This window comes from Terrisporobacter vanillatitrophus (genome assembly GCF_051148895.1).
Taxonomy (GTDB): Bacteria; Bacillota; Clostridia; order Peptostreptococcales; family Peptostreptococcaceae; genus Terrisporobacter; species Terrisporobacter vanillatitrophus.
The window spans coordinates 3,413,261-3,427,153 of the sequence record NZ_CP154625.1; the positions used below are offsets into that span (position 1 = coordinate 3,413,261).

General features: G+C 30.6%; 7 protein-coding genes and 1 riboswitch. Of the genes, 5 read left to right on the plus strand and 2 right to left on the minus strand.

From position 1 onward, the window contains the following. Positions 1-8: 8 nt before the first annotated feature. A complete protein-coding gene (locus TVTCOM_RS16780) occupies positions 9-9,578 on the minus strand; it encodes a polymorphic toxin-type HINT domain-containing protein (RefSeq protein ID WP_434797403.1) in 9,570 nt (3,189 codons plus the stop codon). 183 nt (positions 9,579-9,761) lie between these two features. Continuing rightward, the gene (locus tag TVTCOM_RS16785; protein WP_434797404.1) at positions 9,762-9,899 is read right to left on the minus strand and encodes a helix-turn-helix domain-containing protein; all 138 of its coding nucleotides are present in this window, start codon (positions 9,897-9,899) and stop codon (positions 9,762-9,764) included. Between the two features lie 199 nt (positions 9,900-10,098). Beyond that, positions 10,099-10,195: riboswitch (TPP riboswitch) on the plus strand. Positions 10,196-10,299: 104 nt separating this feature from the next. Here TVTCOM_RS16785 and TVTCOM_RS16790 point away from each other — a divergent pair. The 5 genes from TVTCOM_RS16790 to TVTCOM_RS16810 are packed head-to-tail and all read left to right on the plus strand — an operon-like array spanning position 10,300 to position 13,803. Further along, positions 10,300-10,590, plus strand: a complete 291-nt coding sequence (locus TVTCOM_RS16790) for an MTH1187 family thiamine-binding protein (RefSeq protein WP_148555978.1) — start codon at positions 10,300-10,302, stop codon at positions 10,588-10,590. After that, the gene (locus tag TVTCOM_RS16795; RefSeq protein ID WP_074914418.1) at positions 10,562-11,338 is read left to right on the plus strand and encodes an ABC transporter permease; all 777 of its coding nucleotides are present in this window, start codon (positions 10,562-10,564) and stop codon (positions 11,336-11,338) included. Before TVTCOM_RS16790 ends, TVTCOM_RS16795 begins: the two co-directional genes overlap by 29 nt. Position 11,339: 1 nt before the next feature. Continuing rightward, the gene (locus TVTCOM_RS16800; RefSeq protein ID WP_074914416.1) at positions 11,340-12,350 is read left to right on the plus strand and encodes an ABC transporter substrate-binding protein; all 1,011 of its coding nucleotides are present in this window, start codon (positions 11,340-11,342) and stop codon (positions 12,348-12,350) included. Continuing rightward, positions 12,331-13,050 (plus strand): ABC transporter ATP-binding protein, encoded by a 720-nt coding sequence (locus tag TVTCOM_RS16805; RefSeq protein ID WP_343337957.1) that lies wholly within the window; start codon positions 12,331-12,333, stop codon positions 13,048-13,050. Before TVTCOM_RS16800 ends, TVTCOM_RS16805 begins: the two co-directional genes overlap by 20 nt. After that, positions 13,051-13,803, plus strand: coding sequence for a TatD family hydrolase (locus TVTCOM_RS16810; RefSeq protein WP_434797405.1), 753 nt, complete (start codon positions 13,051-13,053; stop codon positions 13,801-13,803). It abuts the gene before it with no gap. Positions 13,804-13,893 lie beyond the last annotated feature (90 nt).

Genomic DNA, 13,893 nt, shown 5'->3' on the forward strand with positions numbered 1-13,893 from the left:
CCTTCTCTCTATTTTCTTATTTTCCAATGTGCAGCTGAACTATTCCAAGGAACTACATTCCCTTTTGTATCAATTGATGGTCCTTGTCCTTTAATGTTCGGTCCTGTTCCCTTTAAATGTCCATGTCCATGTGGTTTACTAGTTTTAGGAGGATGTCCCTTTGGATTATATCTTTGATAATTTGAACCATTAGAATATAAAGTATGTGTGTCTACTCCACCTCTACCTGCTTTTACTGTTCTTCCACCTTTAGGTTCAATCATTATATTACCTTTATCATCTGCAATAAACCTACCTACTTCCTCTCCAGTATTTCTATCTATAGTTTTAGACGCTTTGACCTTTTTTCTTCTTACTCCTGAATAATCATTATGTACCAACACACTTGCATCAGATACAAAATACGTATGGAAATCTTCAACCTCGAAGTTATATACAGTTATCAGTTCATTGTGAACTACTTTATCTACCTTCTCAACTATAGACTTATCACCTGACTGAAGAGCTACTACATCTCCTTCTTCAATCATACTTGCTGGTATCCAGCCTACACCATCAATATAGAACACATGCTGTTCAGTAGCTTCGATAACTTCTCCAGCTACCTTAATATAAAGTATTGTATCTGTTTCTTTTTCAAAAGTTTGTGCTACTTTTTTAAGGGCTATTTCTCCTGTTTCTGGATTTTGTGCCCATACCAGGTCGCCTTCTTCAACATCCTCTATTGGGACTAATCCGTCTTTAGTTGATATTAAAGTTCCTGCTGTAAAACAACCTTTTTTAGTTATTTTACATCTAACCGTACGATATGTTTTGGTAACCTTTCTACTTGCTTTTCTATAAGACCTTTTTGCAACTACTCTAGTTTTCCTTGCAACCCTATAAACTCTCTTAGCTATAGCCTTTGTGCTCTTACTTTTTTTGGCTATTTTAGCAACTCGTTTTAAAACTTTGCCTACTTTTAGTGCTTTAAATGGGTCTATTGTTCCAAGTACTGCTCCACCAACTATTGCTCCTGCTTTTTTCCAACCTTTTAGATTCTTCCTTTTAGCATACTGATATCCGTCATATGCTCCCCATGCTGCATCAATTGCGAGCAAAATTGGGAAATGGCCACTTGGATCTGTATATGATATTGGATTATTTGCACAATAAGCATATAGATGCATACTACTTGGGTCTGTGAATTCTCCACGATAAGTGTCTTCTGTTAAGAATCTTCCATCTTCAGGATTGTAGTATCTTGCATTCAAATAATACAGTCCTGTTTTGTTATCGTAAATTCCACCTGTGTAGCAGATTTCGTTGTAAAAGTTTTCGTCACCGTTTATTTCAGTTTCACCAAAGTCCGTATATTCATAAGATACTTCACTTTTGCCTTCTACATTTACTAGATTTGTTGTGCTTTCACGCATGTCCTTGTTGTAGAAGTAGTATTTTTCACCTTCGTTGCTTGAAATATCCCTAACTGTGGCGATGGCATTTCCACTAGCTCCCATTAGGTTAAGACTAGTTACTCCAGTAAGTTTTTCAACATTCTCCGGTTCTTCTAATTCTGTTGACGTATCAGCTTTTCCAGTTGTGTAAAGTACTGAATCGTCTTGGTAATAGTACTTAGTTGATTGACCATTTTCTGATTTTTCAACTCTTTGCCCATTTCCATTGTAAGTGTTTATTTGGTTTAATGTTACTATACCAGCTTTTGTAAACATGGCATTGTCCATGCGGTCTGCTGCATCGTAAGTGTAGCATTTTACTTCATTTGTCACACTGTCTGATTCTCTTAGCTGATTTCCATTTAAATCATAAGTATAGCTTTTATTTGATATTGTGGTGTGGGACTCTCCATTATCTGATGATTCTTCACTTCCATCTGCTGAATCTTCCGATCCAACTTCAACACTTGAAACTAACTGATTTAGTGAGTTATATGTGTATGTAGTTGTTTTTCCATCTTTGGATTCTTTGACTCTGTTACCTACTTTATCATAAGTATAAACAGTGTTGCTTATTGAATTTGAGATATTATCCCTTATATTTGTTTCTGTAAGTCTTCCAAGTTTGTCGTATTCATATTCACGTAGTTCATCTACTCTTGTGCTCGGTGAATCTTCGTCACGCTGAGTTGTACTAGTGTAGTTATTATATAAATATTCACTCATTATATGGTTATTTTTATTGTAAGTGTATTCATATTTTTCTAGTACTTCATCTTTTCCACTATCAGTGTAAGTGATGCCTGTAGCTCTTCCAAAACTATCGTAGTCAAAACTTCTAAGTGTGTAAGTGCTTGTGCTTCCTTTTGCAAAGTCTCTGTAGTCTTTTATACTTGCAACTTTTCCATCATTTAAGTAGTTGTATTCTCTAAGAAGTTTGTGGCTTAATCCAACTTTTGCTTCTATTTTTTGTAACCACTTATCACTATTATAAGTGAATTTTAGACCTTTTACATTACTAGATGTAGACGAAGGGTATGTTACATTTGTTATGTTGTCGTCTATATCATACTCATAAGTAATTTTATGTCTAGCTATTTCATCATCTGTCGGCAAGTCACCTGATATATCATCATTATCTAGCTCAGCATAGCCTACTAGTCTCTTAAGTTTATCATAAGTATATCCTGTGTATCTATATAGATTTAGCTTATCTCCTGATTGTTTATAGTCACGCATTACTGTTATGTTATCAGATATATCATACTCGTATTCTGTTCTTAGAGTTCGATTCTTTTCAGAATCGTAGTAATTTACTGCACTTAAGCGTTCTTTGTCATCATACTCATAAGTTTTATAATTTCCTTCTGTGTTTGTTTCTTTTACTACATTATCTTTTGAATTATATTCATTTGCTGTAGTTATTGGGTTTATAGAACCATCTCCAAGATCTTTAATTAATACTGGAAGGTCTTGAGAGTTAGTTATTGTTTCACTTTTATTCCCTTGTGCATCTGTAACTATGGTACTTGTTGTACCATCTGTGTTTACTTTGTCATAAGTAAAACTCGTTATGTTATTTTCTGAATCAGGAAGTATTACTTTTGATATTCTTGCTTCTTCATCATACTCATATTTTGTAGAGTTTCCTTCTCCATCTATGTCTTCAATTACATTTCCTGATGAATCATATTTCTTTGCTATTACTATGGTATTATCACCATCTACATAGAATGTTTCTTCATTTGAATCATAGGCTGGATTAAGCATAGTTGTTGTTTGATTTCCTAGACTATCATATAGAAATACTGAAAGAATGCCTTTTTCACTACCAGCATTTTGGCCTGCTTCATATTTAGTTATTATGTTTTCTTGGCCATCATAAGTTAAGTCTACATAAACGCCATTTTCTTTTTCCCTTATAGTTCTTCCTAATGCATCCTGATAAGTTTGACCAATAATATCACCATCTGGATTTGTTTCTGTACTTACAAATGAATATTCAGTTCTTTTAGTTTCACCACCTGTAAATGTTTCTACGGTTTCATAGCTGTAAGTTGTGTCCCAAGTCTTAACTAATCCACCTTTGTTTACAGTTTCGCTTGCTTCTCTATTCATCTCATCATAAGTATACGATGTAACTGTTTCATCTTCTGCTGTTTCACTTTCAACAGTTCCATTTGGATAATAGGATTTCTTAGTTGTAGTCTCCTTATCCCCTTCTTTATATACTGTTTCTATCAGTCTTCCAAAAGAATCAAAAGTATTAGTTGTAATTTTTTTACTTGTTTTTCCGCTAGTTTCAGTAAATACTTCTTCACAAGATATTTGTCTTCCCATTACGTCATATACTGTAGTAGTAACAACCTTAGTTCCATCAGCTACTTCTGAGTTTATTTCTGTTTTATTTCCTTTTTCATCATAAGAGTAAGTATATTTTGCTTCACTTTGTACATTTCCAGAGTCTGGTGAACCTAGTATTTCTGTTTCACTCTCAACTTCACCGTCTTCTGTATATGTTGTAAGCAGTGTGGTATTTGTGATTTTATCGTATACCTTTGTTGTATTACCGTATTGATCATACTCATATATTTCATCAGTTATTAGATTTCCATCACCGTCACGTTCTGTCAATGATGTTGGTAAATCGTTTAATGCTTCATTACTTCTACTGTTGCTATATTCATATGAAGATGTCGAACCATCTTCATCTTTTTCTTCAGTTACATTTTCATTATTATCATAACTTGTAGTTTCTGTTTTCTCTGTTTTTTTCCAAGCAACTTTTCCATTTTCCAATGCTTGGTAATCTACTTGTGAAGTTTCTTTAGTTCTTAGATTATCTTTATATTCATAAGTAGTTGTGAATCCTTCAGCATCAGTACTTCTCAAACAATTACCAAAAGCAGAATCAAATTCATCAACTTCACTAGATCTTACATTTCCATTAACTAATTTTTTAGTCGTAGTTTTTGTAGCCGTATCCGAATATTCAAGATTTATAGTTTCTGCAAACAAATTCCTAGAATGAGGATATATTATTTCATTAGCTCTATTTTCTGAATCATAGTTTATTCCATAAGAGTTACCTTCTGCATCTAAAACTTTATTTACTTTTCCTTTTTTATCATATTCGTAATTATATGTTATATTTTTACTATCTCCAACTTTATCTACACTAACTAATCTTGATTCATCGTTATAGTTATATTGTAATTTACTATTGTCAGGAAGAATAATCTCTTTTACTATCAATAAGTCTTTACCTGGAGTATTATTATAAACAAACTCTATAGATATATTTTTACTTGTAGTTATTTTGCTTATTAAACCTTTGTTATTGTCATATTCAAATAGTAAGAAATTATTATTTGTATCTGACATATATATTAACTGTCCACCACTATTAAATTTATATGTACCATTATCTTTTGTGGTAATTGTATATGAACTATTAATAGTTTTAGTTATTTCAGCATTTCCCTGTGATGTAGCACTTCTATCTGGTATCTTAACTTCATCTGTTACATCTTCTTTTAATAAGTTAATATATTTACCCATGCTTGATATATAAGTTCCATCATCTTTTTTATGGAAATAATATATTGTTCCTGTACTATCTTTTAATGCAATTTTTCCTTCATCCAGTTTATCCTTTTCACATAAGCTAAGTATTTCTATATCGTAGTCATGGTTCCATCCAATACCAAATGCTGATTTTGCACTGGATTTACTGTTATATGTACGATTTAAATTTACTTCTAATTCTTCATTAGGTAAGACTGCATCTGTTTGTTGATATACAAAGTTTCCTTCACTTTTTTCTATATGACCTGTTCCATTAGGCATTTCAACATCAACATATTCCCAATATTCTTTTATTCCCATTCTCTTTGTATATTCATCTGAATCTACTACTGTACTAGAGACCTCATCAGAATATGAGCTTGCTTCAATTATACTACCATCTTTATTACGTTTTACTGCTCGTATTTTGTAATAGAAAGTGCTAGAATAATTAATATTAGGTTCACTCCAGTAACCAGCCTGTACATCTTTTGCTACTAATGTATAGTTAGAAGGTTTAAAGTTAGGCTCCGTTCCTCTGTATACTTCATAATATATATCTTTAGGAAATTCGCCTTCTGGTATATCCCATTTAATATAAGTCTTATAATTAATTTTATCTTTTGCCGATAAATTTTCTGGTCTGTAATTTTCAATATCTGAGATTGTAAAATATTCTTTATTTAAATAGTCAAGCTGTAAACTTATATCATTTAAATTTTGTATATCAGAATTATTAGTACCACTAACTCTAATAAAAATGCTATCTGTTTCAATTTCATCAGATAAATCAATTATATTGTATGCTTCTTCTGGATTAATTTTAGTGTATTCACCATTACCAATCTTAATTTCATAACTTATTTCTTTAGCTATATTAGTATCTATTAATCTAAAACTGGCTATTTTATCATCAAGTTTTATATTTTCAACTATACTATTACTAGATGAACTTCCATCAGATAATGAAATATTCTTTTTTTCATAATTTTTTATTAAAGGCATACTATATTTAACATTACCTAATAAATCTTTGTTAACTACTGAAATTTGATAGTTTTTATTTCTTTCATATTTTGAGAAATCATCTTCATATTTAGAACCTGTTCCTACATTTTTATTATCAATATACCAGTTAGTAGTTGCCATGACTCTACTTAATAAGTTTAATCCTTCATGTTTTAATGAAAGTTCTTTTTTAGTAGACTTAAAAACAATACTGTCGCTAGTATAGTCTTGATAATGTTCTCTTTCTACTCTAAAACTTGGTTGTATCAATTGCGCATTTGTAAAATCTTCATTTTTTTCAAATTTTATAACAGAAGACTCTTCGTTACCAACAATATCTTTTCCAACAAGTTTTATGTTATATGTTCCAACTTCAAAACCTTGTAAATCTAAAATACCTATTATCTTATCTTCTACACTATTCTTACCTTCTAATAGTAATTGGTATGAACTATCTTCTTCACTTTCTTTTTTTATATAGATTTTCCACTCTGAAAAATTATCATCTGTTACAGTTCCTTTTACAATTCCTTTGTCAACAGATGTAATATTTACTGTAGGATTTTGCCTGTCCACGATACATATTACAGTCCTCTCATCGCCTTCAAATCCATATTTATCTATAGCTCTAACTTTAACTTTGTATTCTCCGTTTTTTTCTGGCAAGTTGACTGTAAAACTTCCTGTGCTTTTGTTTGAATTTTCAACATCAACCCATATATCGCTGTCGCTAAGTTTATATTGAATTCCTGAAATTATAATATTACTATCATCGTAACGCCAACTTATAGTAGCTGGATTGTCTTTTATTGGATTACTAATTAATTTAGGAGCCTTTATTTTATTAACAATAGTAATTTCTTTTGTTATTGTTTTTTTGTAAGCTACATTATCTTCAACATAAAGTTTTAATATGTATTTACCATTTTCCAGTTTTGTTGTATCAAAAGCTGTTGAGTTTGACATAGTCGCATTCTCATAAATTACCACTGGTTGGAAACTTGTATCCTCTTGTCCATTGGCATCTAATTTATGCAACGTAATATTACTTGTCTTAATTCCACTTTCTTTATCATCAACAATACCTGTAATGTTTATAGTATTACTTAACAAATCTGTAGAACTTGTTAAATTTTCAACCTCTATGCTTCCAGTTGGTCCTATGGTATCTCTTTTTGATGTAACTTTTTGTATTGCTATATTTCCAGCTTTGTCTGTTATTTTTACATATATGTCATAAGCGCCCGAATAACCTTCCGTATTTCTATAGAAATAACCTTCGTAAGGATTCACACTAGATGTAAATGCTATATCATTAGGATAGGAATAACTTTCTGGTTCACTATCTCCTGATTTTACTACAGCATATCTTATATTTTCTATGACAATACCAGAACCTTCTTCTGTTACATTACTAAAACATATCTGAGGTTTTTTTTCTCTAGTCCAAGTATCTGTTATAATATTTCCTGAAGAATCCTTTAGTTCAAGTTTGCCTATTTTGGGAGCAGTTTTATCAATGTGTACATCTACACTTTTTATAGAACTAATATTTCCCGCTTTATCTATAGCTTTTAGTTTTATTTTATATGATTTAGAATCATTAAACTTGGATGATGATATAGTATACTTTGAATTTAATATAGCTGCGCTTCCTACAGAAGAATAACTTCCTCCATCAATACTGTATTGCACATCTTTCAAATATTTTTCATTAACGTTCCATGATATAGATATATTTTTAGGTCCTATTGGGTTAGTTGAAGAAGATACTGGTGTTACTGACATTGATTCTATAACTGGATTTGTTTTATCTATATATATAGACCTCCACCTTCCAACTCCACTTATATTCCTATTATCAACTCCCCTTACATAAATCCTATACCTTCCCGATGGCCAATTTATTGAATCAGATATTGTTGCACTTCCACTTGAACTACTTGTGGTTTTCAGTGTTCTATATGGTATATATTGTGGATCTATTTCTTCTCCACTATCATTACACTTAGAAAGTCTATATTCTACACGATTTAAAGTTGTTGAAATAATTCCTTCCCAAGAAACTTTTAAACTTTGAGTTCCATTCATATATTGAGGACTAACACCTACACTTGTAGGCTGTTGAGGTATATCATAATACTCTAATATAAGTTTCGGTCTTATAGATATATTGGAATGTCTTGATCCATAAAATTTAGAGTATTTCCCTGTAGAAGTACTTTCATCCTCTGCTTTTAACATAAGCCCATAATCTTTTATCTGGTTATTTGCAACCTTTTTTGCATAAGTTGTTAAATTTAAACTTATTTCTTTGTATTGTATCCCTGTTGTTGTAAAAGAACTATATGCACCATCACTAGTATTATATCTGGGTTTATTATTCCAAGTAACAGTTTTTTCGTTCCAGTCGTCAATAATACGATAGGCATTAATTTTGTTTAATGAATCATTATTGCTAGTTTCACTTAATGTTAATGTTGCTTTTTCAACATATTTACCTTCAACTGTACTAAATAATTGTTTACCTTTGATTAAACTTCTATTTATTCCTTGGCTACCTGTACCTACAGGAAAAGCTGTGGTTCCACTATTATAGAAGTTTACATCTGCATATGATGAACCACTTATTATGTAAGTGTCTATTATGTTACTATCACCTGTCCATGTAACACTTGGATCTATTTTAACTGGATATTGTCTATCTTTACTATTAAGATAGTCTTCATCCACTGTCATAGTTAAAATATATACATCTTCTGAATCTTCTTTAAGCTTTATATTATAAGTTATATCTTCACTATATGCTTTGTTAGTTGCATCATTCATAAACGGTGTGTCTATATTGGCAACTACTTCCTTTGTATCTTTATCGTAAAATACTATACTTTCTTCTAACTCACATTTCTTAGCTTTTAGGTCTTTTGCATATATCTCAAATTCAAATTTATTTGACTCTGGAGCGTTATTTAGAATAATATTTTCCTTAATTCCATTATCATAAGATATATACTCTATTTCACTATCCAATTCATCAAATCCATAAGAAACTTTTATTGGAATATTTACTTCTTCATCATAGATGTTAGTAGTTTTTTCTTTTTCTAATTCTATTTTCTTACTTCCATCCATAATAGGATGCATTGAGATTTGGTATTTATCATTTTCTAATAATACAGGCGTGTCTTTAGATACTATCTCTGGAAAGTAATGTTTATTTTCACCGTCTTTATTTTCATAAGCATAATCAGCTAAATCTGTATTACTACTTGTTTTATCTTCTTTAATTTCAACTAAAGATGGATCATTATCAATTAGTTTTCCATCATCATAATATCTTATATTAGAATCATGTATAACTTCTTTTTTTAATCCATTTTTCAACTGATAAACAGTTTTGTTTTCCGTTTTTTCGACTATTCCTTCAGTCATTTCTTCTACGCCCTCTTGTACTGTAGATTTAGACTTTGAGATTTCTTCTGCAAGTACTGGCATAGGTATATTTGTTACAGTTATACATATGGCCAATATATACGAAATGATTTTTATAAATGTACTCTTTTTCAATTTTTCCCCCGCATTTACTTAAAATTTATTTAGAAAACCTGTCATACTCGCTTAATAATACTTATCTCCCTTCTTTTTTATATTAACAAATTTACTAGGTAATAATATAACCTTCATATTCATGTATTTCAAGTAATTTCTGTATTTACATTTTATTTCCAATTATAATTTTATGTTTTTACATCAAATAAAATATACAGCCCCTATAACTGGGGGTATCCCAACAACTAATCTACCTTTTGTACAATTTATGCTACAGTTTAGCTGATCTAATTCTAAATTTTTTATAACTTTACTAAGAGCTGGTTGTGATAAATGCAAATTATTTGCTGCTTTTGTAAAATATCTTTTTTTTATTACCTTTATAACTTTTTTTCATACTAAAAATAGATTAATTATCTTACCTTCACTTTTTCTTTATTACCACCAGATTATTGGCACTAAAAGCCTTATTTCTAAGTGATACTTTTTTCTAAGTAGTTGACAAAATTTTTAAATCATTTACAATTAACTTAAAAGTTAAAAATGCTAGGGGTGCCTTTATTGGCTGAGAGGTTTTGCCGACCCTTGTACCTGATCTGGATAATACCAGCGGAGGAAAGCTATATACACTTTATCTCTCATAAAGAGTATGGAGATTAAATTTGATTATATATGCTATGCCTACGGGTATAGCATTTTTTTATATTTATATATGTATTTATAAAAAGGAGGAATAATAATGGTTATAGCAGACGTGGCAGTAATGCCTCTTAGACCTTATACAGGTGAGGATGAAATGTACAAAGTAGTAGATGCTTGCATCGAAAAAGTAAAGGAAAGTGGTCTTAAGTATGAAATCGGTGCCATGAGTACAACATTTGAAGGGGAATTTGATGAAGTTTTTGACTTAATAAAAGTAATGCACAAAATACCCTTTCAACTAGGATGCGAAAGAGTCATCACAGTTGCTAGGGTTGACGAAAAAGCTGGAGGCCTAACAATTGAGAACAAACTTAGAAATCACAGATAAAATCAAAAATTATATTTATCCACTTATAACATTTATAAGTATTTTATTATTATGGCAGTTTATTGTGGTAAGTAATGATATACCTCAATATATTATGCCTGCACCAAGCAAAATAATAAAAGTTTTTAGCACAGATTTTGCAAACTTGCAAATGCATGCTTTAGTTACTTTAAATGAATCTGTTTTAGGATTTATTTATTCCATATTATTGGCAATAGCAATAGGTACTCTTATGGACTTTGTTCCATTTATAAAAAAGTGTTTCTATCCTATAATGCTAGTATCTCAAATGATACCAACAATTACTATAGCTCCACTACTTATAATATGGTTTGGATTTGATTCATTGCCAAAAATAATCATGGTTATGATTACTTGTTTCTTCCCCATATTAGTAAATTTTGTGGATGGTATGGAAAATATAGATAAAGACTATATAAATTTATTCAAAACTATGGATGCCAGCAAACTAAATACATTTATTCATTTAAAACTTCCCATGTCTTTGGAAAGCTTATTTACAGGCTTAAAAATTTCAGCTACTTATGCCTTTGTTGCTGCAACAGTTGCAGAGTGGCTTGGTGGAAGTGTGGGCCTTGGTGTTTATATGGTAAGAGCAAAGAGTGCATATGCTTTGGACAAAGTATTTGCATCTACAATTTTAGTAATAATCTTTAGTTTAATATTTGTAATGGGTATAAATATTTTGAAGAAAATAATATTAAAACATAAGTACAAAGGAGAGTAAGATGAAGTTTAAAAAAAGCATATCATTAATGACAGCTGCACTACTTACTATAGGTTTAGTGACAGGTTGCTCAAAGAAAAGTACTGAAAAAAAAGAAGGAAACTCAGATTTACAAAAGGTTACTGTAGTTCTTGACTGGACTCCAAACACTAACCATACAGGATTATACGTTGCTTTAGATAAAGGATATTACAAGGAACAAGGTTTAGATGTGGAAATAATTCAACCATCTGATGGCACTGCTACTACTATAGTTGCCACAGGAAAAGCTGATTTTGGTGTAAGTTATCAAGAAGATGTTACTTATGCAAAAACTAGTGAAGATCCACTTCCAATAAAATCTATAGCTACAATTATTCAACACAATACTTCTGGGTTTGCATCTCCAGCAAACAAAAAAATTAAAACTGTAAAAGATTTTGAAAACAAAACTTACGGTGGATGGGGATCAGAATCAGAAAAAGCTACTTTAAATGCAATTATGACTAACAACGGTGCTGATTTTAGCAAAATCAAAATAGTAGATATAGGAAAAGATGATTTCTTCACAGCTACTAAAGGTGACATAGATATAGCAAATATTTTTGAAGGTTGGACAGGTGTAGAGGCAAAACTTCGTGGTGAAGATATAAACTTTGTAGCTACTAAGGATTTAGACAAAAGATTAGACTACTACACTCCTCTTTTAATAACTAGTGACAAAATAATAAATGAAAATCCAGACCTTGCTAAGAAGTTTTTAGCTGCAACAAGCAAAGGATACGAGGATTGTGTAAAAAAACCTGAAGAAAGTGCCAAAATATTATTAAAACATGCTCCTGAAATAAACGAAGACTTAGCTATTGAAAGTCAAAAGTATTTAGCTGATAAATATATAGATGATGCTTCTAAATGGGGCGAAATGAAAGATAGTGTTTGGAATAATTACACTGACTTCATGAAAGAATATAAATTAATAAACAAGGATATGAAAGCAAGTGATGCATATACAAATGAATTCTTACCAAACTAATAAAAAAATTGTTATTAGTAATTTATCAAAAAAATACAAAGATACGCTTATTTTAAAAGATATTGATTTACACGTTTATGACGAAGAGATTGTTTCCATCATAGGTCCTAGTGGTTGTGGTAAAAGTACCATCTTCAACATACTTTCCAACTTAACAACTAGTGATTCTGGTGAAGTAGATATTAATGGTCGTTTCAGCTATATGTACCAAAAAGACCTTCTACTTCCTTACAAAAACATAATGGACAATGTTTCTCTTCCCCTAATCTTAAAAGGTGAAAAAAAGAAAAAAAGTCATGAAACAGTTAAGCCTTACTTCTCCACTTTTGGTTTGGAAGGTTACGAAAATAAATATCCTCATGAACTTTCTGGTGGAATGAGACAAAGAGTCAACTTTATGAGAACCTTCGTTAACTCCAGCGATATTATGCTTTTAGATGAGCCTTTTGGAGCATTAGACTCTATCACAAGAGCTTCCATGCAAAATTGGCTACTGGACATAAAGAAGGAAATTAAGTCTACCATATTGCTTATTACCCACGATATTGATGAGGCAATAATTTTATCAGACAGAATTTATATTTTATCAAATAAACCTGCTGTAATTAATAAAGAAGTTATTGTAGACAAACGCATCTACAACAAAGATAACCTGGAAAACATAGCTAAATTAAAGAAAGAAATCTTAGGTTATTTATAAATGTATATAGATTTTCACAGTCATATAGATTTCTACAAAGATGATGAGTTACAAAAGGTTTATGATGATATAAATAATAACAATATAAAAGTAATCTCCTGTGCTATGGATGAAGAAAGTTACAAGAAAAATCTTGGTTTTTCTAAAGTATGTTCTAACATTATACCTACTTTTGGTATACACCCTTGGAAAGTTACTAATGTGGTTACCAACCTAGACATCTATGATAACTACATAAAAAATAGCAAAATCATAGGCGAAGTTGGTCTGGATTTCCACTGGGTGGAAGATAAGTCAACTTATAAGCCTCAAATTGAAGTTTTTAAACATTTTGTACAAAGAGCTAAAACTTATGATAAATTTTTAAATATTCATACTAAAGGCGCAGAAGAGTTAATTTATGATATTTTACATGAAGAAAATATGTTAGAAAAATCCATAATTCACTGGTATAGCGGAGATTTATCTACCTTAAATAAATTTATAGCTGGTAATTCCTATTTTACTTTAAGCGTAGATATAAATACATCACAGAAGACCCAAGATATTGCCAGACTACTTCCTGTAAATCGTATTCTAGCAGAAACTGATGGTCCTACTGCTTTGGAGTGGATTACTGGAGTTTATGGTATGCCTAGTGAGATTATCAATGTATATGAAGGTATTTGCAATACAAAAGATATTTGTATGGATGAATTAAAATATCATATGAATAAAACTTATAACAGTATAACCAGTAAACTAAACAGTTAGTATAAAATAATTTGTATTTTTAAGTTAAATATAAACTCCTTTATGGCAATTATTAAAATATAATCATTGTCATAAAGGAGCTTTTTTAAT

Bases quoted from the DNA above. Each gene is read 5' to 3' on its own strand.
- TVTCOM_RS16790 (WP_148555978.1), top strand. From the start codon at position 10,300: ATGGTTATAGCAGACGTGGCAGTAATGCCTCTTAGACCTTATACAGGT.
- TVTCOM_RS16800 (WP_074914416.1), top strand. From the start codon at position 11,340: ATGAAGTTTAAAAAAAGCATATCATTAATGACAGCTGCACTACTTACT.
- TVTCOM_RS16805 (WP_343337957.1), top strand. From the start codon at position 12,331: ATGAATTCTTACCAAACTAATAAAAAAATTGTTATTAGTAATTTATCA.
- TVTCOM_RS16810 (WP_434797405.1), top strand. From the start codon at position 13,051: ATGTATATAGATTTTCACAGTCATATAGATTTCTACAAAGATGATGAG.